This window comes from Pseudocitrobacter cyperus, assembly GCF_039889165.1.
Taxonomy (GTDB): Bacteria; Pseudomonadota; Gammaproteobacteria; order Enterobacterales; family Enterobacteriaceae; genus Pseudocitrobacter; species Pseudocitrobacter cyperus.
Genome location: NZ_JAYMYY010000003.1, coordinates 279,358 through 301,256, shown reverse-complemented (window position 1 = coordinate 301,256; position 21,899 = coordinate 279,358). Strand labels below are relative to the sequence as shown.

Genomic DNA, 21,899 nt, shown 5'->3' with positions numbered 1-21,899 from the left:
CGTTACCCTGCTACCGCCTCACGCAGGCGGGATTTCATCGACTGGTAGCTTTCCAGCGCATAGTTTTCTGCCCAGTTCTGATCCTCAATCGCACTGATATTCACCGCACAATACTTCGTTTCCGGCGTTTTCGAGATGGGATCAAGATTGTCCTGGGTCAGTTCGTTACAGGCGCCAATCCACCACTGGTAGGTCATATAGACACTGCCGTGATTAATACGTTCGTTGACGTTCGCACGGGTGATGACTTTGCCGCGACGCGACGCCACCCACACCAGTTGTTTATCCAGGATACCCAGTTTCTGCGCATCCTGAGGGTTTATCTGCACAAAGCCCGGTTCATCCGCGAGCGATTGCAGCGCCGCGCAGTTACCGGTCATCGAACGGCAGGAGTAGTGCCCCACTTCACGCACGGTGCACAGCACCAGCGGATAGTTTTCATCCGGTTGTTCTGCTGGCGCGCGCCACGGCGCGGCAAACAGATGACCTTTGCCATCAGGAGTATCAAACTGATTGCCTGCGTAAAGATACGGCGTGCCTGGGTGATCGAGCGTCGGACATGGCCACTGAACGTGCCCCATGTCGCCCATTTTATCGTAAGTCACACCAAAGAAGAGCGGGCAAAGCTCACGCATTTCGTCCCAGATTTGCTGGTTATTCTCGTAATGCATCGGATAACCCATCTGCCGGGCAATCAGGCTGATAATTTCCCAGTCGCGTTTGACGTTATATTTCGGTTCGATGGCTTTTTCGAAACGCTGGAAGCCACGGTCGGCACAGGTAAAGACGCCACCGTGTTCTCCCCAGGAGGTGGCGGGCAGCAGCACATCGGCCTGCTCGGCGGTTTTGGTCATAAAGATGTCCTGCACCACCACGAAATCGAGCGCTTCGAACCCTTTGCGCACCAGGCCCAGGTCGGCTTCGGTTTGCAGCGGATCTTCGCCCATGATGTAGTAGGCTTTCACCTTCCCTTCCAGCGCCAGATGCGGCACTTCGGTAATGCGCACACCCACTTTGTCGTCCATCAGGCTGGCGTCAATCCCCCATGCTTTGGCGAATTTCGCCCGCACGTCAGGATCAACAACATCCTGATAGCCGGGGAACTGGTTGGGGATCACCCCCATATCGCATGCGCCCTGCACGTTGTTCTGACCGCGCACCGGGCCGACGCCGACATGTTCACGCCCCAGATTGCCGGTGAGTAACGCAAGCGTTGCCAGCCCTTTGACCACATCCACGGCCTGACCAAACTGGGTGACGCCCATGCCCCACATAATGGTGGCGCTGGGTGCCGCCGCGTAGGTACGCATCGCCTGACGAATTTGCTGTGCCGATACCCCGGTCAGCTTTTCCACCGCTTCCGGCGCGTAATCTTTGACGATTTCACGCAGTTCATCGATACCGGTGGTGTAGCGCGCAACATATTCTTTGTCGTAGAGGTTTTCTTCCAGCAGCACATGCGAAAACGCATTTACCAGCGCCATGTTGCAGCCGTTGTTGATTTGCAAATGTTGATCGGCAATACGCGCGGTTTCGATGCGACGCGGGTCGCAGACGATAATTTTCGCCCCTTTCTCTTTGGCTTTAATCACGCGACGCGCCACGATAGGGTGAGAATCGGCGCAGTTGTAGCCAAAAACTAACAGACAGCTTGAGTTTTCAATGTCTTCGATGGAGTTACTCATCGCGCCGTTGCCCAGCGCTTCCTGCAAACCGGCGACGGAAGGCCCGTGGCAGACGCGCGCGCAGCAGTCGACGTTATTGGTATTCAGCACGCCGCGCGCAAATTTTTGCATCACATAGTTGGTTTCATTCCCGGTTCCGCGCGATGACCCGGTGGTCATCATGGCGCGCGGGCCGAATTTCGCTTTGATCTCGCCTAAGCGTTTTGCCGTATAGCGGATGGCCTCATCCCAGCTCACTGGCGTCAGCTTGCCGCCTTTTTCATAGCGGATCATCGGCTGCGTCAGGCGCGGCGTCAGCAGTTTGGTGTCATTCAGGAAATCCCAGCCGTAATAGCCTTTCAGGCACAGTTCATGCTGGTTAGTTTTCCCATCGGCAGCTTCCGCGCGGATGATTTTATTGTTATCGACAACCAGCTTCAGTTTGCAGCCAGCACCACAATACGGACAAACACTTGTAATTTTTTTCATCAGTAACAGACCTGTTAAAAGTGAAACGGAGGATCATTAAAACGACAGGGAAATCGACGTATCGAGCGCGGCGCGACGACGTTTTTCGGCGCTGATTTGCTCAAGTTTGTCGCGGTCAACGCAGAAAATAGCGTGCGTCGGGCAGGCTTCCATACAGGCCGGGCCTTGCTCGCGGTGGAAGCAAAGGTCGCATTTGTTGGCTTCGGCTTTTTCAGCACGCACATTGAGGCCTGCGCCACTGTTACGCACAACCGGGCGCACGACCACTTCCATTGCGCCATACGGGCAGGCCACCACGCAGGTTTTGCAACCAATGCAGCGCTCCTGCAGTACGTGCACAAAACCTTTCTCACGGCGAATTGCGCCGTTCGGGCAGACGTTAGCGCACGGCGCGTCTTCACACTGACGGCACGCGGTCGCCGTGGAGACGTTTACGCCTTTAATCACGTGAATACGCGGCAGAAACGCTTCCGGCGTCAGCGCGGCGCAATCCTGCTCGGCCTGGTGACTAACCACACACGCCACTTCGCATGTCCGGCAGCCTATACATTTACTCGCATCTGCAATGATGAAACGGTTCATCAAATTCTCCAGCAATGACAATGAATGAGCCGGAGAATGCATTATTCGCGCCAACTTTTAGTTAGCTGTTTCTTAAGGATTTTTTATTTGAAGCGCGGTGTCTAACCCTGTCATCGTCACGAGTGACGATGACAGGTGACGAGATTAACGCTGCGGGCCTGCGCCCAGAGAATCACGGGAGATAAGCTCGCCAAGGAAGGGGGGCTGGGGATTAAATTCGCCGCCATCGAGCATGAAAATCAGGCGATGGATAATCTCCTGAATCATTTCGGTCACCGGAATTTTGACGCTGGAGAGCGAAGGCATCATGTACGGCGCAAGCGCGATATCATCAAAACCGACGACGGAGACCTGCTCCGGCACGCGCAGGCCGCGCGACTGAAGCTGTTTCATCGCCCCGATGGCCATGTCATCGTTGCTGGCGACCAGCGCGCTAAAGTTAACGCCGCGCTCAAGCAGCATATCAACACCAGCCGAACCTGTCGCAGGCGTCCATTTCCCTTCCACAATCAGCGCATCGCGCAGTGGAATATTGTGTTCAGCTAAAGCGGCTTTGTAGCCTGATAAGCGCTCAACTCCGGTCGGCGAATCGAGTGAACCAGTAATAAACGCGATATCGCGATGTCCCTGCGCAATCAGCTTTTCCACCGCATTCTGACAGGTCTGCGTCTGGTTACAGTAAACGCAGTGACTAAGGTTACGCCGCAGGCGGCGGTTGAGTACCAGCACCGGTTGTTCATGCTGTTGAATCAGCTCGTCGATTTCGTCAACGCTGAGAAAACGCGGGTAGATAATGATGCCGTCGCAGCGCATATCGAGAAGAGACTGAATCGCCGCCCGCTCCTCTTCTGCGCTGTGTTTACCATCGGCGAGGATCAACTGGCGGCCCTGATTTTCGGTCATCCGCGCGGCCTGGAACAGCAGCTCGCTGAAGTAGACGCCATGATACAGCGTGTTAGTGACCACCAGCCCCAGCGTCTGGGTGCGTTTGGTCGCCAGATTACGCGCCAGCAGGTTAGGCCGATAGCCGCTCTCTTCAATCGCCTGCCACACCCGGTCTTTGGTCTCCTGACCCACATAGCCGTTGCCGGTGAGGACGCGTGAAACCGTCGCTTTCGACACGCCAGCCAGCTTCGCCACCTCCAGCATCGTCGCCATTTCCCTTCCCTCGTCAAAAATGATGGGCTGCAGTGTACTTCAGCCACTGCCCTTTTTCAGCTTTTGCCTTGCATAGCGATCGTTATCACAAATTTTAAAAATGCGAAAAAAGCCTCTTGCCAGCAAATATGAAACTATTCATTCTTTTGTGGAACCGGTTTCCTATGCAACGTTTCATCGCCGAGGCGATGAGTCCCCTACAGATAAAAACAGGATAGATTCCGATGTCCAAAAATTATGCGGCGCTGGCGAAGTCGATCGTCGATTTACTGGGCGGCGTGGGCAACATCACGGCAGTAACCCACTGCATGACGCGTCTGCGCTTCGTGTTGAAAGACGACTCACGGGTGGATAGCCCTGCGCTGAAAAACCTGAGCGGCGTACTCGGTGTGGTGCGCAGCGATAACCAGTGCCAGGTGATCATCGGCAATACCGTTTCCCAGGCCTATCGGGAAGTGGTGAGCCTGTTACCGGGGGAGTTGCAGCCTGCGGTTCCACAGGGCAAACAGAAGATCACCCTCAGGCGCATTGGCGCGGGGATCCTCGACGCGCTGATCGGCACCATGTCTCCGTTGATCCCGGCAATTATCGGCGGATCGATGGTTAAGCTGCTGGCGATGATCCTCGAAATGTCCGGTGTGCTCACCAAAGGTGAACCGACATTGACCATTCTGACCGTAATTGGCGACGGGGCCTTCTTCTTCCTGCCGCTGATGGTTGCCGCCTCTGCCGCCGTGAAATTCAAAACCAACATGTCGCTGGCCATTGCCATTGCCGGCGTGCTGGTGCATCCGAGCTTTATTGAACTGATGGCGAAAGCCGCGCAGGGCGAGCATGTAGAATTTGCCTTCGTGCCAGTCACGGCGGTGAAATATACCTATACGGTTATTCCGGCGCTGGTGATGACCTGGTGCCTGTCCTACATCGAGCGCTGGGTGGATCGCATCACCCCGGCGGTGACGAAAAACTTCCTTAAACCGATGCTGATCGTACTGATTGCCGCCCCGCTGGCGATCCTGCTTATCGGCCCGATTGGTATCTGGATCGGTAGCGGCATCTCCGCGCTGGTCTACACCATTCACGGCTATCTCGGCTGGCTGTCGGTCGCCATTATGGGCGCGCTGTGGCCGCTTCTGGTGATGACCGGGATGCACCGCGTCTTTACGCCAACCATTATTCAAACCATCGCCGAAACGGGCAAAGAGGGCATGGTAATGCCATCGGAAATCGGCGCGAACCTGTCGCTCGGCGGCTCGTCGCTGGCGGTGGCGTGGAAAACCAAAAACCCGGAGTTGCGCCAGACGGCGCTCGCTGCGGCGGCCTCGGCTATTCTGGCAGGCATCTCTGAACCCGCGCTGTACGGCGTGGCGGTCAGGCTGAAGCGTCCGTTAATCGCCAGCCTGATCAGCGGCTTTATTTGCGGTGCCGTAGCGGGGATCGCCGGGCTTGCCAGCCACTCGATGGCGGCTCCCGGCCTGTTCACCAGCGTGCAGTTCTTTGACCCGTCGAACCCCATGACCATTGTGTGGGTCTTTGGCGTGATGGCGCTGGCGGTGGTGCTCTCCTTTATTCTGACCCTGATTCTTGGCTTTGAAGATATCCCGGTCGAAGAAGCTGCCGCCGATGCCCGCATGCGTCAATCCGCGTCTACGGCAGCAGTCTGAACCCGATAACATTTAATGAGGAAACGCATGTCGACATTTCCAGAAGGATTCTTATGGGGCGGCGCACTGGCCGCCAACCAGTGCGAAGGCGCTTATCTTGAGGGCGGTAAAGGCCTGACCACGGTCGATATGATCCCGCATGGCGCAAATCGCCTGCCGGTTAAGCTGGGCCAGGAAAAGCGCTTTACCCTGCGTGACGATGAGTTTTACCCCAGCCATCAGGCGACCGATTTCTATCATCGCTATAAAGAAGATATCGCCCTGATGGCGGAAATGGGCTTTACCGTATTTCGCACCTCCATTGCCTGGGCGCGCCTCTACCCGAACGGTGATGAACTGACGCCCAACGCGGAAGGCATTGCGTTTTATCGCGCGGTATTTGAAGAGTGCAAAAAGTATGGCATTGAGCCGCTGGTGACGCTGTGCCATTTCGATGTGCCGATGCATCTGGTAACGGAGTACGGCTCCTGGCGCAACCGCAAAATGGTCGAGTTCTTCAGCCGCTATGCGCGCACCTGTTTTGAAGCCTTTGACGGGCTGGTGAAATACTGGCTCACCTTCAATGAGATCAACATTATGCTGCACAGCCCCTTCTCCGGCGCCGGGCTGGTATTTGAAGAGGGTGAAAATCAGGATCAGGTGAAATACCAGGCCGCGCACCATGAGCTTATCGCCAGCGCCCTGGCGACCAAAATCGCCCATGAGGTTAACCCGCAAAACCAGGTTGGCTGCATGCTGGCAGGCGGCAATTTCTACCCTTACTCCTGCAAACCGGAGGATGTGTGGATGGCGCTGGAGAAAGACCGCGAAAACCTGTTCTTTATCGATGTACAGGCGCGTGGGGCGTATCCCGCTTACTCCGCCCGCGTGTTCCGCGAAAAAGGGGTGGTAATTGAGAAAGCCGAAGGCGATGACGAGATCCTGAAAAACACCGTCGATTTTGTGTCGTTCAGCTACTATGCGTCACGCTGCGCATCGGCTGATATGAACGCCGGTAATACCAGCGCGGCAAACATCGTGAAATCGCTGAAAAATCCGCATATTCAGGCCAGCGAATGGGGCTGGGGCATCGACCCGCTGGGGCTGCGCATCACCATGAATATGATGTATGACCGTTATCAGAAACCGTTGTTCCTGGTGGAAAACGGGCTGGGCGCGAAGGATGTGGTCAACGCAGAGGGCGAGATTAACGACGACTACCGTATTAGTTATCTGCGCGAACATATCCGCGCCATGGGCGAGGCGATTGGCGACGGCATTCCGGTTATCGGCTACACCACCTGGGGCTGTATCGACCTGGTGGCGGCCTCGACGGGCGAGATGAGCAAGCGTTACGGTTTTGTCTATGTCGACCGCGACGACGCGGGTAACGGCACGCTGGCGCGTACACGTAAAAAATCGTTCTGGTGGTATAAGAAGGTGATTGCGAGTAATGGGAAAGATGTAGAGTAAACCACAGCGCCGGATGCGGCGAAGCCGCCATCCGGCTACTGCGGATCAATCAAATCCACGACCATGCTGAGTATTTCATCCATCACCCAGGGCGAAACGGTTGCGGCGTAGCGTGCTTTACGCTCCAGCAAATCAAGGGCGCGGAGCTGATAACACAAAACCACCCCGGTGATTTTTCCGTTATCCGTGCTATCACCATCCAGCCAGACCGTTACCGCTTTCGAGCGTGCCAGACCACCACCACTCGTTATCGGCAGGCATATAGCCGTACCTAAAGCGGCGACCAGCTTTTTTTCTGAAAGCACCAGGTAGTAATGGGCGCCTTTAAATTCATGCCCTTCTGCCGGGTCACCGTTAACGTGCCAGATTTCTCCCTTTGCCGGGATCCGCTTCCCTTGCGCCATTAAATTTTCTCCTTGCCCTTTGGAGAATCCGCTAAATCATCGGCTAATGACTGGTTGAAGCTGGCAATTTCGTTTTCGTCAATGCCATCGAGAATTTCGGAAACCGAGCGACGGCCTCGGGCCCGACGTTTTGCAGGAGTAATGCTGACCGTGTCGCCATGCGCTTTTACATTGAGCATGGTGCCGACGACCCAACCCATTAGCGATGCGATTTCGCCAGGGATAGTCACCACGACAGCCCCGCCCTGCTGCCTGAGTTTTGTTAAAGGCATATATCCTCCGGTAAGTGCAACAGTGTGTTACTCAGATTATATCCTGAGTAACACAAAGTCTCACTCGAATTGTGCGATTTTTACTCGCCCATCGCCTCTAACTGCGCAAACCCGCCCTGCCCTTCCCAGCCTTCCAGACGCTGATAAACCACCTCTACCGCGTCTTTAATCGCCTGGGTCATCGGGTAGTAGAACCCCACAATATCCGGCTGAATCCCCAGGAAAATCACCTCGCCGACATCCTCTTTAAGCTGATCGACCAGATAGTTCAGCGGCATATTATGGGTGGTCATCATAAACATCTCGGCGATGTCGTCCGGGTCGATAATGCGGATTTCACCGGGGTTGAGCCCCATGTCGGTGGCATCGACAATCAGCAGGCGTTCCGGGTGCAGTTCGCGGATGGCGAAGACGTCGTTTTCCGGCGCGCTGCCGCCGTCAATCACCACCCAGTTGCCTTTCGGCGCGGCGGCGCACATTTCGGCGAGCAACGGGCCTGCGCCATCGTCGCCCATCATGCTGTTGCCGACACAAAGTAGTACGTCAGTCACGAAGCCTCCGAACCATCAAATAAATCGCACTTTCCTGATAAATGGCGTGCAGCATGCCGAGCATCGCTTCGCTCCATTCTTTCTGCTGCGCGGTCTGTACGGCACGCGCTTTATCAAACGCGTTTGCGAGCATAGAGACGTGATTACTGTCGATAACGATTTCACCATACTTCGGCACGCCTTCCATTTTGCGCCGCGCGACGCTGCCCTCTTCCAGCGTAGCAATCCATGCGAGGTATTGCTCCCACGGGCAGGTCAGCGCGGCTTCGAGGCAGTCGATCACCCCGAGGTGGTGGCCAATCGCCAGGCTGTAATAGACAACCTGCTGCGCCTCGGACGGCGTCGCATCGTTCTCATCAATAAATTTACGGCTCAGTTGACTGAACACCACCGTTTCGCTCATCGGATACGCGCCTCTTCAACAACGTGATTAAGCTGGCCGACGATTTCGGTCAGACGGGGGTCGCTTTCGGCTTCCAGCCAGCGCTGTACCTGATGATCGCCCTGCCCCAGCAGACGCATGTAGTCATCGGCAATCTGGCGGCCATAGCGATAGCCCGCCAGACGGCGTGCGGCGCGGTCAATGCGGACGCGCAGCGGCTGGTTCATATCCGCATGCAGCAGTTCGGCCGGTTGCGCATCCAGTTCACCCGGTGCGCGGGCGTGAATCTTCTGCTCCAGCAGGCCGAGCGCCATCGCAAAACCATACAGCGTGGCGGCAGGCGTCGGCGGGCAGCCAGGAATGTAAACATCCACCGGCACGATTTTATCCGTGCCGCCCCAGACGCAGTAGAGGTCATGGAAGATGCCGCCGCTGTTGCCGCAGGCACCGTAGGAGATACAGATTTTCGGATCCGGCGCAGACTGCCAGGCACGCAGCGCCGGAGAACGCATGGCGCGGGTGACAGCGCCAGTGAACAGCAGGATGTCCGCATGGCGCGGCGACGGTACCACTTTGATACCGAAGCGTTCGGCGTCGAACAGCGGCGAAAGCGTGGCGAAAATCTCGATTTCGCAGCCGTTACAGCCGCCGCAGTCCACACGGTAAACATACGCGGAACGTTTGATGTTTTTCAGTAGCGCCGTTTTCATACTGGCGATGGACTCTTCCACCGTCATCGGCACCGGCATGCCGTTATCATCACGTGGGCCTATTAAAGCACTCATCAGACGGCCTCTTTCATATGGCGAGTCAATTCAATACGGTCGGATGGCACCAGGCATTTCTGGCGTTTGCACTCCGGGCAGGTTTCGAAGCTTTCGCGATGTTTCTCCGCGCGGCTGTCGCCATTGTGCTTGAGGATCGCAATGGCGTAGTCGATCTCTTTCTGCACGGCGAAGGGGCGCTGGCAAACGCGGCAGTTGCAGATGTCGAAGCGGGACTGCTGTAAGAAGTCCTCTTTTTTCCACACCGCCAGTTCGTACTCCTGCGACAGTTTAATCGCCGCCGTCGGGCACACTTCTTCACAGCGGCCGCAGAAAATGCAGCGGCCGAGGTTGAACTGCCACGCCAGTTGGTTGGTGGCTAAATCCGTTTCCACGGTCAGCGCGTTAGACGGGCACGCGTTGACACAGGCGGCACAGCCCACGCACTGCTGCGGATTATGCTCCGGTTTGCCACGGAAGTTTTTATCAACCGGCAGCGGCTCCAGCGGATACGACGCGGTGGTCGTGCCGGTTTTGATCACTTTTTTGATAAAGGTAAACATGGCGATTCCTTATTTCAGCGGCGAGTTTTTACGCTCGATGCTGTAGCGCTCAAGTTCTTTGTACGGCACCACTTTGCTTTTCTTCTTACGTACATCAACCACGGTCATGCGGTCGGTACAGGAGTAGCAAGGGTCGAGGCTACCAATGATCAGCGGCGCATCGGAAACGGTGTTGCCACGCAGCATATAGCGCAGGGTCGGCCAGTTGGCGTAGGTCGCCGCACGGCAGCGCCAGCGGTAGAGTTTCTGATTGTCGCCGGTCATGCTCCAGTGGATGTCATCACCGCGCGGCGCTTCCGAGAAACCGAGCGCAAAGCGATGCGGAATGTAGGTAAAGCCTTCCACCGCCAGCGGGCCGCCAGGCAGGTTATCGAGGCCAAAATCAATCATATTCAGCGCGGTAAAGACTTCGTTGATACGCACTTTCAGGCGCGAAATCACATCACAACCCTGCTCGCTGTGCACTTCCATCGGCAGCAGGCCGTAACCGACAAACGGGTGATCGGCACGGGTGTCGCGCGCATGGCCGCTGGCGCGAACCATCGGGCCGACGTTACTGAAGTCGCGGGCGATTTCCGGGTCGAGACGGCCAATGCCGACGGTGCGCTGTTCCATGTTCGGCGTGCTGAGCAGCACGTCCACCAGATCCTGCACATCGCGGCGCATCTGCTGCGCCAGTTGGCGGGTCTGGATCATGTCATCTTTCAGCAGGTCGCGGCGGATACCGCCAATCAGGTTCAGGCCGTAGGTTTTACGCGCCCCGGTGAGGATTTCCGCCATTTTCATCGAGGTTTCACGCACGCGGAAGAACTGCATAAAGCCGGAGTCAAACCCGGTGAAGTGGCAGGCCAGGCCGAGGTTCAGCAGGTGAGAGTGCAGGCGTTCCACTTCCAGCAGAATGGCGCGGATCATCTGCGCACGTTCCGGCACCACGATGCCCATCGCATTCTCAACGGAGGTGGTGTAAGCGGTGCTGTGGGCGAAGCCGCAGATGCCGCATACGCGATCCGACAGGAAGGTGACTTCGTTGTAACCCATGCGGGTTTCCGCCAGTTTTTCCATGCCGCGGTGGACGTAGAACAGGCGGTAGTCGGCGTCGATAATATTTTCGCCATCAACAAACAGGCGGAAGTGACCCGGTTCATCGGAAGTCACGTGCAGCGGGCCAATCGGCACCACGTTATTTTTCTTGCTGCCCAGTTCGTTGATGAACTCGTAGGTTTCCGCATCGGTGGTCGGCGCCGGGCGCTGACGGTAATCCATGCTGTCTTTACGCAACGGGTAGAGTTCGTCCGGCCAGTCATCCGGCAGCACCAGGCGGCGCTCATCCGGCAGACCGACCGGGATCAGCCCGTACATATCGCGCACTTCGCGCTCGCCCCACACGGCGGCAGGCACGCGCGGCGTCACCGACGGATATTCCAGCGTATTCGCGTCGACTTCCACACGCACGGTAATCCAGCATTTGGTGCCCTGCTCCATAGAGAGCACGTAATAGACGGCGTAATGACCGTTGAGCTTACGTTCGTCGTTGCCAAACAGCACCGACAGCCAGCCGCCCTGCTTGTAGTAAAGAAACTCCACCACTTCCGGCAGGTAGTTCACCTTCACCGTAATAGTAAGCTGATCTTTCGTCTGCCAGGCTTCATCCAGCACCACGCCAGGAAAGGCCTGATGCAGTGCGGCGAGGTAGTGTTGACCGATTTTTTCTTCAGACATGCTCAAACTCTCTTAATCACGCCGCCAGCAAGGAGACGAAAGCTAAAAACGCAAAACCAAATCCCGCCCAGGTGACGCGAGACGTGGCGCAAAAACGCAGACGCGCCATGCTGTTTTCGAACAGGGCGATAACCAGAACGCCGACCACCAGTTTGACCACCGCCGCCACCAGCGCCAGCACGAGGCCGCCGACGCTGAAGCTGGTCATCTGGCCCCACGGAATGAAGACGCCAACGAACATTTGCAGCACCACCAGTTGTTTCAGGCTGATGCCCCACTTCAGGACGCCGAAGCCGCTGCCGCTATATTCGGAGAGCGGCCCTTCCTGCAACTCCTGCTCTGCCTCCGCCAGGTCGAACGGCAGTTTGCCCATTTCGATAAAGGTGGCGAAGGCGCAGGCGCACAGCGCCAGCAGCAACGGCAGAGAATGCGCGACAGGCCAGTGATAAACGGTGTTAGCGATATTGCTGATGTGCGTTGACCCGGCAACCAGCGCCGCCACCCACAGGCCGAGCAGCAGAATCGGCTCGACCAGTACGCCGAGCATCGCTTCGCGGCTGGCGCCGATGGCGGTGAACGGGCTTCCGGTATCCAGCCCGGCGATGGCAAAGAAGAAACGAGCAATGGCGAACAGATAAATCAGGGTGATGAGATCGCCCAGCGACGGCATCAGAGACCCTACTGTTACCACCGGCAGCGCGGTAGCAATGGTGAGCATCACGCCGACCATCACAAACGGCGTCAGGCGGAAGACCCAGCCGGATGCATCCGGGCCGACGCTCTGACGACCCAGCAGTTTGATAATGTCGCGATACTCCTGCAACACCCCCGGCCCACGGCGGTTATGCATACGCGCGCGGGCGACGCGGGTAATGCCGGACAGCAGCGGCGCCGCGGCAAACAGCACCAGCGCCTGCAGTAATGCAAAGAAAACAGTCATTCTCAGGCTCCTCGCGAAATCACAATCACCACCAGCACGGCAAGCTCAATGAGCGCCACACCGCGCAGCAACGCTGGCGCACTGGCGTTCTGCCAGCCTGGCACCAGACGCACCGGGTTCAGCCAGTCGCGCAGTTTCAGCACCACGGCAAAGGCTTCTTTCACCGGCATCGCAAAACCATGCGCGGTGACGACCATCGATTGCTCATGATCGTAACCACATACCCAGGCCGCACCGCGTGAACGGTTCGGCAGGCGGTCGCCTTTGAAAATAACCATGATGATGAACGGCAGCAGCGGGCAGGCGATCAGCAGTAAAGTGATCATCGGCTGAGAGACCACCGTATTCGCCGTCTGCAACGGCAGCGGCACGGCGGAGGTCAGCAGCGGCAGCAGCCACGGCGCAGCGACACCACCCGCGACACACAGCAGCGCCATCGCCACGGTGCTCACGCCCATCAGCAGCGGCGCGCAGCAGGCGTTTTCCGCCTCTTTGGTACGCGGCGCGCCAAGGAAGGTGACGCCATAGACTTTCGCCATACACATCACCGCCAGCGCGCCGGTAATAGCGAGCCCCACCGCCAGCAGCGGCCCAAGCAGACGACCAATAAACAGATCGCCCGCGCTCAGTTTGAAGAAGGATTGATAGATAACCCATTCACCCGCAAAACCGTTCAGCGGCGGCAGCGCGGCCATCGCCATCAGGCCCACCAGCATGGCAATGGAGATAACCGGCATTTTTTTGCCGATACCGCCCAGTTTTTCGATATCGCGATGACCGGTGCGATACCACACCGCGCCCGCGCCGAGAAACAGCGTGGTTTTAAACAGGCTGTGGTTTACCAGGTGATAGAGGCCACCGGTTAAACCCAGCGCCACCAGCACCGGCTGTTGCAGCGCAATACCGGTTACGCCCGCGCCAAGGCCGAGCAGAATGATGCCGATATTTTCCAGCGTGTGGTACGCCAGCAGACGCTGAATGTTGTGTTCCATCAGCGCATAAAGGCCACCGACAAACGCAGTGATCATTCCCAGCACCAGCAGGGCAATCCCCCACCACAGCGGTTGATTCACGCCAATCAGCGAAACGGTCAGAATGCCGAGCAAACCGACTTTCATCACCACGGCAGAGAACAGCGCCGCAGCCGGCGCGCTGGCGTTGGCATGCGCCTGCGGCACCCAACCGTGCAGCGGAATAATGCCCGCCAGCAGGCCGAAGCCCAGCACGCTCAGTACCCAGATATCGGAGCCCAACGACAGAAGCTGGGTGCGCTCATTGAGCACCGCGAGATCCAGCGAGCCATAACGCTGCCACAGCAGCCAGCAGGCGACAGCCAGCAGAATCGTGCCCAGGCGACCCAGCGCAAACCACAGTTTGCCGGAGGTCGCGCAGCCGGTCAGGAACGCGCCGCACAGAGCCATAATTTCCGCCATCACCACCAGCGAACCGAGATTATCGGCAACCGTGGCGCAGACCGCCGCCGCCAGCAGGATATTCACCAGCCCGCCGTTAGCTTTCGCCTGCGGATGACGGTGCCAGCTAATATTGAACAGACTGATAAAGAGGCCGCACAGGCCAAAGGCAATCAGCCAGATGGAATTTAAAGGCGTCGCCAGTACCCGATGCCCCACCAGTGGGATAGCCCCGGCAACCGGCTGCGCGTGCATTAACACGCTAAAACCCGCCAGCGCCGTGCAAACGCTGCCGACCGCGCCGCCAATCCCGGCAACCCAGCCGCTCAGCGGCTTGTTGAACGACAGCAGAAAAGCGAGCACCGCCGCCGCGGCAAACCAGGCGACCGCACTATCAATTAACGACATCACGCTCATTTCGCCCCTCCTTCCTGCATGCTCTGCAACAGCGACAAATCGCCTAAATCGGTGTTAAAGGTCAGCTCGCGCTTGCGTTTGCTGACGCGGGCGATATCCATGTTATTCACCAGATGCAGCGCTTTGGTCGGGCAGGTGCGAACGCAGGCCGGGCCCTCTTCGTCGAAGTGGCACAAGTCGCACTTCACGGCGATAGCGCGAACGCCCGGCACCCAGTCCAGCAGCGTGCTCACGCGGGCAGGCGCAGGCGGCGCAGGCAGCGCTTTCGGCGTATTGGCGTTGGCCGGGATATCCAGCGGACGGCTGCCGGAAAATTCAATGGCGCCAAACGGGCAGGCGATGCCGCACAGTTTGCAGCTTACGCACAGGCTTTCATTAAGCTGTACCGCGCCGTCGACGCGGTTGATGGCATTCACCGGGCAGACGGTGGCGCATGGCGCGTCTTCACAGTGGTGGCACATCTGCGGGGCAGATTCTTTTTCATTTAGCATCACGCGCAGACGCGGCATAGCCTGCAATCCATGATGGCGATGCGTCTCAGCACAGGCGGCTTCACAGGTGTGGCAGCCAATACAGACGCTTGAGTCAGCAATTACAAAACGGTTCACCAGGTCTTCCTCAGGTGACAGTCATTTTTGACGAAATCATGCAGAGCAGGTGTCATTTCGACACCTGTCGACACACCGGTAATTCAGGCCACTTTGGCCGTATTCGCGCTTTGCGCCAGCGGGTTGAACGTCACCGGGCTGTCGCTTTCCAGCGCGGCATACAGGGCGTCATAAACCGGGGCGATTTTTTCCAGATAGTGCTCCAGCACCTGCTCGCGATCGCGGCATTTCACGCCGTTATCCACGGTGCCGTCGGCGTTTAACTCCGCGCGGGCAATACATTTTTTGTCTTGCCCGTCGCGCGTTTCGACGGTGTATTCGATGGTGTGGCTGTTGAAGCCGCCGACCAGGCTTATGGAAAGCACAAAGTGTTCGAACAGCACGAAGCTGAGATCCTTATCCGGCGCGCAATTCACCGCATGATGCAGGCGCGCTTTAGAGAGCGTGATCCCCTGAACCAGCGAGTTGCAGTAAATACGCCACTGTTCCTGTTGGCGATGGTGTCTGTCGGCAATGAAGTCAGCTTTTTCGCTAATTTCCCAAATTGTCATGTCAGGTTACCCGGTTAAATAGAGACTATCCCTGATAAGCACGTTCCATGCCAATTTTTAACTACATGATTAACAAGAAATTTAATTGCAAGTTTGGCAAGTAATGACATGTCATTTCGTCAGATTGACAGTGTCATCGACAGTACAAAAGCATCAGGTTTCATCTCTGGCATCGTTATTGCATTAACCGGGTCAATGAAATGTCGGAGGCGTTATGCACGAAATTACGCTCTGCCAGCGGGCGCTGGAGATCGTCGAACAGCAGGCCAGCCAGTACGGCGCAAAACGCGTAACTGGGGTCTGGCTCAAAGTTGGCGCATTTTCCTGCGTAGAAACCAGCGCAATGACCTTTTGTTTTGATCTGGTATGCCGCGGCACCTTAGCTGAAGGTTGTAAATTACACGTCGAAGAACAAGAGGCGGAGTGCTGGTGTGAACAGTGCCAGCAATATGTTCAGTTGCTCTCTGTTCACGTGCGCCGCTGCCCGCAGTGCCACAGCGATAACCTGCGCATTGTGGCGGATGATGGTTTACAGATTCAGCGAATTGAAATAGAAGGGGAGTAAGCTATGTGTACCACCTGTGGTTGTGGAGAAGGTAACCTCTATATAGAGGGAGACGAACATAACCCGCACTCGCCGTTCCGCAGTGCGCCTTTCGCCTCTGCGGCACGGCCAGCAATGACCATTACGGGCGTCAAAACCCAGCAATTTGAACCAACGCGCGCCGATAACGGCGACCTGCATTACGGTCACGGCGAAGCCGGCACCCACGCGCCGGGCATGAGCCAGCGCCGGATGCTGGAAGTCGAAATTGACGTGCTGGATAAAAACAACCAGCTCGCCGCGCGTAACCGCGCGCGTTTCGCTGCCCGCGAACTGTTAGTGCTGAATCTGGTCTCCAGCCCGGGCTCCGGTAAAACCACCCTGCTCACCGAAACCCTGACGCGCCTGAAAGATAAAGTGCCCTGTGCGGTGATTGAAGGCGACCAACAAACGGTGAACGATGCCGCGCGCATTCGTGCGACCGGAACGCCCGCCATTCAGGTCAACACGGGTAAAGGCTGCCACCTTGATGCGCAGATGATTGCCGACGCCGCGCCGCGCCTGCCGCTGGATAACCTCGGCATTCTGTTTATCGAAAACGTCGGTAATCTGGTGTGCCCGGCAAGTTTTGATCTCGGCGAAAAACACAAAGTCGCCGTGCTCTCCGTCACCGAAGGCGAAGACAAACCGCTTAAATATCCGCATATGTTTGCTGCCGCATCTATCATGCTACTCAATAAAGTCGACCTGCTGCCGTACCTCAACTTCGACGTTGAGAAATGCATCGCTTACGCCCGCGAAGTGAATCCGAACATTGAAGTTCTGCTGATTTCCGCCACCAGCGGCGAAGGCATGGACACCTGGCTGAACTGGCTGGAGGCACAGCGATGTGCATAGGCATTCCGGGGCAAATCTGCGCTATTGATGGCGTACAGGCGAAAGTGGAAGTCAGCGGCGTCAAGCGCGATGTTGACCTGACGCTGGTCGGCGCGGTGGATGAACAGGGCCAGTCGCGCATCGGCCAGTGGGTGCTGGTACACGTCGGCTTCGCCATGAGCATCATCAATGAAGAGGAAGCCCGCGACACCCTCGCGGCGCTACACAACATGTTTGAAGTCGAGCCGGATGTCGGCGCGCTGCTGTACGGCGAGGAGCACTGATGCGTTTTGTTGATGAATATCGCGCACCCGAACAGGTGATGCAGCTTATTGCCCATCTGAAAACCCGCGCCGCTCACCTGCCCTACACCGCCGAACGCCCGTTGCGGATTATGGAAGTGTGCGGCGGCCATACCCACGCCATTTTCAAATTCGGCCTCGACCAGCTTCTGCCGGATAACATCGAGTTTATCCACGGCCCAGGCTGCCCGGTATGTGTGCTGCCGATGGGGCGTATCGATAGCTGTATCGAAATCGCCAGCCACCCGGAGGTGATCTTCTGTACCTTTGGTGACGCAATGCGTGTGCCGGGCAAGAATGGCTCCCTGATGCAGGCGAAGTCACGCGGTGCGGACGTGCGTATTATCTACTCGCCAATGGATGCCCTGAAGCTGGCAAAACAGAACCCGGATCGCAAAGTGGTGTTCTTTGGCCTGGGCTTTGAAACCACCATGCCTGCTACCGCCATTACGCTGCAACAGGCGCGTATCCAGCAGGTCGATAACTTCTTCTTTTTCTGCCAGCACATCACGCTCATTCCTACGTTGCGTAGCCTGCTGGAACAACCGGACAACGGTATTGACGCCTTCCTCGCGCCCGGTCACGTCAGCATGGTTATCGGTACCGACGCTTATGGATTCATCGCCAGCGATTTTCATCGTCCATTAGTGGTCGCTGGATTCGAACCGATTGATCTACTGCAAGGCGTGAACATGCTGGTTGAGCAGAAAATAGCGGATAACATTCAGGTAGAGAATCAATACCGCCGGGTGGTGCCTGATGAGGGCAACCGGCTGGCGCAGGTGGCTATCGCCGACGTATTTACCGTGAAAGGCGACAGCGAATGGCGTGGGCTGGGGCTGATTAATGACTCCGGCGTGCAGTTAACCGAGAAATATCAATCATTCGATGCAGAAGCGCACTTTAACCCCGCGCCGCAAAATGTCAGCGACGATCCCCGCGCCCGCTGCGGCGATGTACTAACCGGTCGCTGCAAGCCGCATCAATGTCCACTTTTCGGTAATACCTGCAATCCGCAAAGTGCCTTTGGCGCATTAATGGTCTCCTCCGAGGGAGCCTGTGCCGCCTGGTATCAATATCGCAGTCAGGAATCAGAAGCATGAAAAGTATCCAGTTAGCCCACGGCAGTGGTGGCCAGGCGATGCAGCAGTTGATTGGCGACCTCTTTATGCAGGCATTCGCCAACCCGTGGCTGGCGGAGCAGGAAGATCAGGCGCGCCTTTCGCTGGCAACGCTAACCGCCCAGGGCGACCGATTAGCCTTCTCCACCGACAGCTACGTCATCGATCCGCTCTTTTTCCCCGGCGGCAACATCGGCAAGCTGGCGGTGTGCGGCACGGCGAATGATGTCGCCGTCAGCGGCGCGATCCCGCGCTTTCTCTCCTGCGGTTTTATTCTTGAAGAAGGCCTGCCAATGGAGACGCTGGAAGCCGTCGTCAACAGCATGGCGGCCACGGCGAAAGCCGCGGATATCGCTATCGTCACCGGCGATACCAAAGTGGTTCCGCGCGGCGCGGCCGATAAGCTGTTTATCAATACCGCAGGCATGGGCGCGATCCCGGCTGATATTCATTGGGGTGCGGCGCAGTTGCAGCCTGGCGATATTCTGCTGGTCAGCGGTACGCTGGGCGACCACGGAGCGACTATCCTTAACCTGCGCGAACAGATGGGACTCGATGGCGAACTGGCAAGTGACTGTGCGGTGCTGACGCCATTGATTCAGGCGCTGCGTCACATCCCTGGCGTGAAAGCGCTGCGCGATGCTACGCGTGGCGGCGTGAACGCTGTCGCGCATGAATATGCGGCCACCAGCGGTTTTGGTATTGAATTGCACGAGCAAAAGTTACCGCTGAAAGCAGCCGTTCGCGGTGTGTGCGAATTGTTGGGGCTGGACGCGCTCAACTTTGCCAATGAAGGCAAGCTGGTGATTGGCGTAGCGCGCGATGCCGCTGATGCCGTGCTGGAGGCGCTACGCGCGCATCCTTTGGGTCGTGATGCGGCCATGATTGGCGAAGTAACCGAACGTAAAGGGGTACGCGTCGCCGGGTTGTATGGCGTGAAACGCACGCTTGATCTACCGCATGCGGAACCGCTGCCGCGCATTTGTTAATTGCCAGCGAAGCGCCGTCCGACAAACAGGCGGATTGAGGCCTGTCAGTATTATTTTTTCTTTTTCCGTACCGTCAGAGTACGTTTGTGGGCTAATTAATGTCGTATACACCGATGGGCGATCTCGGTCAGCAAGGGCTGTTCGATATCACCAGAACACTTCTGCAACAACCCGATCTGGCTGCGCTCAGCGAAACGCTAACGCGGCTGGTGAAGCAATCTGCACTTGCCGATCGGGCAGCCATCGTACTGCTGCAGGCGGGTAATCACCGCGCCAGCTATCATGCGACGCATGAAGCCGGGAACCCCATCGCCTACGATGACGGCAGCCTGCTGGCCAACGGCCCCGTGCGTCGTCTGCTCTCGCGCCCGGACGCCCTGCACTGCGACTATCACGAATTTAGCGAAACCTGGCCGCAGCTCGCCGACAGCAAACTCTATCCCCGCTTTGGCCACTACAGCCTGCTGCCGCTGGCGGCGGAAGGGCGTATATTCGGCGGCTGCGAGTTTATTCGTGATAACGACCAGCCGTGGACGGAAAAAGAGTTTCAGCGCCTGCAAACATTCACTCAGATTATCGCCGTCGTCACGGAGCAAATTCAGAGTCGCGTTACCAACAACGTCGATTACGATCTCCTCTGCCACGAGCGTGATAACTTTCGCATTCTGGTCGCGATTACCAACGCCGTGCTCTCACGGCTGGATATGGACGACCTGGTGAGCGCCGTAGCGAAAGAGATCCACTACTACTTCCGTATTGACGCCATCAGCATCGTGTTGCGCAGCAACCGCAAAGGCAAACTGAACATCTACTCCACCCACTATCTGGACGCCAACGATCCGGTTCATGACCAGAGCGAAGTGAATGAAGCGGGCACGCTGACCGAGCGCGTGTTCAAAAGCAAAGAGATGCTGATGCTCAACCTGCGCGAACAGGATAAGCTCGCACCTTACGAACGCATGCTGTTCAATATCTGGGATAACCAGATCCAAACTCTGTGCCTGCTACCGCTGATGTCCGGCAACACCATGCTGGGCGTACTGAAGCTCGCCCAGTGTGATGAAAAAGTCTTTAACGCCACCAACATTAAGCTGCTGCGTCAGATTGCCGAACGCGTCGCGATTGCAGTGGATAACGCCCTCGCCTATCAGGAAATTCATCGCCTGAAAGAGCGCCTGGTGGATGAAAACCTGGCCCTGACCGAGCAGCTAAACAACGTTGAGAGCGAGTTCGGTGAAATCATTGGCCGTAGCGAAGCGATGTACAGCGTGCTCAAGCAGGTCGAGATGGTGGCGCAGAGCGATAGCACGGTGCTGATCCTCGGTGAAACGGGTACCGGGAAAGAGCTTATCGCCCGCGCTATCCACAACCTCAGCAACCGCAACGGCCGCAGAATGGTGAAAATGAACTGCGCCGCTATGCCTGCGGGGCTACTGGAAAGTGACCTCTTCGGCCATGAGCGGGGGGCATTTACCGGCGCAAACGCTCAGCGCATCGGTCGATTTGAGCTGGCGGACAAAAGCTCGCTGTTCCTGGATGAAGTCGGTGATATGCCGCTGGAACTGCAGCCAAAACTGCTGCGCGTATTGCAAGAACAGGAGTTCGAGCGCCTCGGCAGTAACAAGCTGATCCGCACTGATGTACGCCTGATCGCCGCCACCAACCGCGATCTGAAACAGATGGTGAACGATCGCGAATTTCGCAGCGATCTCTACTATCGTCTGAACGTCTTCCCGATCCACCTGCCGCCGCTGCGCGAGCGCCCGGAAGATATTCCGCTGCTGGTGAAAGCGTTCACCTTTAAAATCGCCCGTCGTCTGGGACGCAACATCGACAGCATTCCCGCCGAAACCCTGCGCACCCTGGAACGTATGGAGTGGCCAGGCAACGTGCGCGAACTGGAAAACGTGATTGAACGCGCCGTTCTGTTGACGCGCGGTAGCGTGCTGCAACTTTCACTGCCGGAACTGGCTTTCACGCCGGATGAACCCGCCGCGCCAGCGCCTGCCTGCGCGATGGAAGGAGAAGACGAATTTCAGTTGATCACCCGTGTACTAAAAGAGACTAACGGCGTGGTTGCCGGGCCAAAAGGCGCAGCGCAGCGGCTGGGGCTGAAACGCACCACGCTGCTGTCGCGCATGAAGCGTCTGGGCATTGATAAAGACGCCCTGCTGCCGTAAATCTGGCTATACTGCTCTCAAACACATCGAAAGGAGGCAGTATGTCAGTATCAGCGCGTAACCAGCTTACCGGCGCCGGTTTTGACGTTGTCGCCGTGGTCACTAACGAGAGCCAGGATGAAATGAAGCTCACCACCGGCAGCCGCGTCATTGCGCTGATTAAAGCCTCAGCGCTCCTTCTGGCGACCCGCGCGTAATAATGCCATAATCCCATATTACTGAGGTGATATGGGATTTTATCTTTTATTCACGAAACCCAACAAATATTGAGAACACATCAATAATCAAATAAATC

At 57.1% G+C, this 21,899-nt stretch carries 22 protein-coding genes and 1 pseudogene; 9 read left to right on the top strand and 14 right to left on the bottom strand.

Annotated elements, in window-relative coordinates; genetic code table 11:
• Positions 1-2 precede the first annotated feature (2 nt).
• From fdhF to VSR74_RS12960, 3 genes are all read right to left on the bottom strand, one after another.
• Positions 3-2,153 (bottom strand): formate dehydrogenase subunit alpha, encoded by a 2,151-nt coding sequence (gene fdhF, locus VSR74_RS12970; protein WP_347795119.1) that lies wholly within the window; start codon positions 2,151-2,153, stop codon positions 3-5.
• Between the two features lie 36 nt (positions 2,154-2,189).
• Positions 2,190-2,735: an electron transport protein HydN gene (hydN, locus tag VSR74_RS12965; protein ID WP_347795118.1), complete on the bottom strand. Its 546-nt coding sequence runs from the start codon at positions 2,733-2,735 to the stop codon at positions 2,190-2,192.
• A 144-nt stretch (positions 2,736-2,879) separates the two neighbouring features.
• On the bottom strand, positions 2,880-3,893 hold the full coding sequence (locus tag VSR74_RS12960; protein ID WP_347795117.1) for a LacI family DNA-binding transcriptional regulator: 1,014 nt from the start codon (positions 3,891-3,893) through the stop codon (positions 2,880-2,882).
• 224 nt (positions 3,894-4,117) lie between these two features.
• Here VSR74_RS12960 and ascF point away from each other — a divergent pair, with 224 nt between their 5' ends.
• Both ascF and VSR74_RS12950 read left to right on the top strand, forming a co-directional pair.
• Complete coding sequence (ascF, locus tag VSR74_RS12955) at positions 4,118-5,557, top strand: PTS cellobiose/arbutin/salicin transporter subunit IIBC (RefSeq protein WP_347795116.1); 1,440 nt, start codon at positions 4,118-4,120, stop codon at positions 5,555-5,557.
• Between the two features lie 27 nt (positions 5,558-5,584).
• Positions 5,585-7,009 carry a 6-phospho-beta-glucosidase gene (locus tag VSR74_RS12950; RefSeq protein WP_347795115.1) on the top strand — a complete coding sequence of 475 codons (1,425 nt, stop codon included), beginning with the start codon at positions 5,585-5,587 and terminating at the stop codon, positions 7,007-7,009.
• A gap of 35 nt (positions 7,010-7,044) precedes the next feature.
• Here the strand turns inward: VSR74_RS12950 and VSR74_RS12945 are convergent, their stop codons facing one another.
• From VSR74_RS12945 to hycA, 11 genes are all read right to left on the bottom strand, one after another.
• Positions 7,045-7,413 (bottom strand): type II toxin-antitoxin system PemK/MazF family toxin, encoded by a 369-nt coding sequence (locus VSR74_RS12945; protein ID WP_347795114.1) that lies wholly within the window; start codon positions 7,411-7,413, stop codon positions 7,045-7,047.
• Positions 7,413-7,685 carry an AbrB/MazE/SpoVT family DNA-binding domain-containing protein gene (locus VSR74_RS12940; RefSeq protein WP_347795113.1) on the bottom strand — a complete coding sequence of 91 codons (273 nt, stop codon included), beginning with the start codon at positions 7,683-7,685 and terminating at the stop codon, positions 7,413-7,415. Before VSR74_RS12940 ends, VSR74_RS12945 begins: the two co-directional genes overlap by 1 nt.
• 80 nt (positions 7,686-7,765) lie before the next feature.
• Entirely contained in the window at positions 7,766-8,236 is a 471-nt protein-coding gene (hycI, locus tag VSR74_RS12935; protein WP_347795112.1) for a hydrogenase maturation peptidase HycI, read from the bottom strand.
• Positions 8,229-8,639, bottom strand: a complete 411-nt coding sequence (locus VSR74_RS12930) for a formate hydrogenlyase maturation HycH family protein (protein WP_189623963.1) — start codon at positions 8,637-8,639, stop codon at positions 8,229-8,231. The genes hycI and VSR74_RS12930 overlap by 8 nt, the downstream gene beginning before the upstream one ends.
• On the bottom strand, positions 8,636-9,403 hold the full coding sequence (locus tag VSR74_RS12925) for an NADH-quinone oxidoreductase subunit B family protein (RefSeq protein ID WP_015963281.1): 768 nt from the start codon (positions 9,401-9,403) through the stop codon (positions 8,636-8,638). Before VSR74_RS12925 ends, VSR74_RS12930 begins: the two co-directional genes overlap by 4 nt.
• Positions 9,403-9,945, bottom strand: a complete 543-nt coding sequence (locus VSR74_RS12920; RefSeq protein WP_347795111.1) for a formate hydrogenlyase complex iron-sulfur subunit — start codon at positions 9,943-9,945, stop codon at positions 9,403-9,405. The genes VSR74_RS12925 and VSR74_RS12920 overlap by 1 nt, the downstream gene beginning before the upstream one ends.
• 9 nt (positions 9,946-9,954) lie before the next feature.
• Complete coding sequence (gene hycE, locus VSR74_RS12915) at positions 9,955-11,664, bottom strand: formate hydrogenlyase subunit HycE (RefSeq protein WP_347795110.1); 1,710 nt, start codon at positions 11,662-11,664, stop codon at positions 9,955-9,957.
• Positions 11,665-11,680: 16 nt separating this feature from the next.
• Positions 11,681-12,604 (bottom strand): respiratory chain complex I subunit 1 family protein, encoded by a 924-nt coding sequence (locus tag VSR74_RS12910; protein ID WP_347795109.1) that lies wholly within the window; start codon positions 12,602-12,604, stop codon positions 11,681-11,683.
• 2 nt (positions 12,605-12,606) lie between these two features.
• Entirely contained in the window at positions 12,607-14,433 is a 1,827-nt protein-coding gene (gene hycC / locus VSR74_RS12905; protein ID WP_347795108.1) for a formate hydrogenlyase subunit 3, read from the bottom strand.
• Complete coding sequence (locus VSR74_RS12900; protein WP_347795107.1) at positions 14,430-15,041, bottom strand: 4Fe-4S dicluster domain-containing protein; 612 nt, start codon at positions 15,039-15,041, stop codon at positions 14,430-14,432. Before VSR74_RS12900 ends, hycC begins: the two co-directional genes overlap by 4 nt.
• A gap of 83 nt (positions 15,042-15,124) precedes the next feature.
• Positions 15,125-15,592, bottom strand: a complete 468-nt coding sequence (gene hycA / locus VSR74_RS12895; RefSeq protein ID WP_347795106.1) for a formate hydrogenlyase regulator HycA — start codon at positions 15,590-15,592, stop codon at positions 15,125-15,127.
• A 214-nt stretch (positions 15,593-15,806) separates the two neighbouring features.
• On the opposite strand from hycA, the gene hypA reads away from it, so the two are divergent.
• The 7 genes and pseudogenes from hypA to VSR74_RS12860 all read left to right on the top strand — a co-directional run.
• On the top strand, positions 15,807-16,157 hold the full coding sequence (gene hypA / locus VSR74_RS12890) for a hydrogenase maturation nickel metallochaperone HypA (RefSeq protein WP_347795105.1): 351 nt from the start codon (positions 15,807-15,809) through the stop codon (positions 16,155-16,157).
• A gap of 3 nt (positions 16,158-16,160) precedes the next feature.
• On the top strand, positions 16,161-17,033 hold the full coding sequence (hypB, locus tag VSR74_RS12885) for a hydrogenase nickel incorporation protein HypB (protein ID WP_347795104.1): 873 nt from the start codon (positions 16,161-16,163) through the stop codon (positions 17,031-17,033).
• A complete protein-coding gene (locus VSR74_RS12880; RefSeq protein WP_015963272.1) occupies positions 17,024-17,296 on the top strand; it encodes a HypC/HybG/HupF family hydrogenase formation chaperone in 273 nt (90 codons plus the stop codon). The genes hypB and VSR74_RS12880 overlap by 10 nt, the downstream gene beginning before the upstream one ends.
• Entirely contained in the window at positions 17,296-18,417 is a 1,122-nt protein-coding gene (gene hypD / locus VSR74_RS12875; RefSeq protein ID WP_347795103.1) for a hydrogenase formation protein HypD, read from the top strand. The genes VSR74_RS12880 and hypD overlap by 1 nt, the downstream gene beginning before the upstream one ends.
• Positions 18,414-19,424, top strand: coding sequence for a hydrogenase expression/formation protein HypE (hypE, locus tag VSR74_RS12870; RefSeq protein ID WP_347795102.1), 1,011 nt, complete (start codon positions 18,414-18,416; stop codon positions 19,422-19,424). The genes hypD and hypE overlap by 4 nt, the downstream gene beginning before the upstream one ends.
• 98 nt (positions 19,425-19,522) lie before the next feature.
• Positions 19,523-21,604 (top strand): formate hydrogenlyase transcriptional activator FlhA, encoded by a 2,082-nt coding sequence (flhA, locus tag VSR74_RS12865; RefSeq protein WP_347795101.1) that lies wholly within the window; start codon positions 19,523-19,525, stop codon positions 21,602-21,604.
• Positions 21,605-21,672: 68 nt separating this feature from the next.
• Positions 21,673-21,801: pseudogene (locus VSR74_RS12860) on the top strand (TOBE domain-containing protein); the annotation flags it as partial.
• Positions 21,802-21,899: the final 98 nt, after the last annotated feature.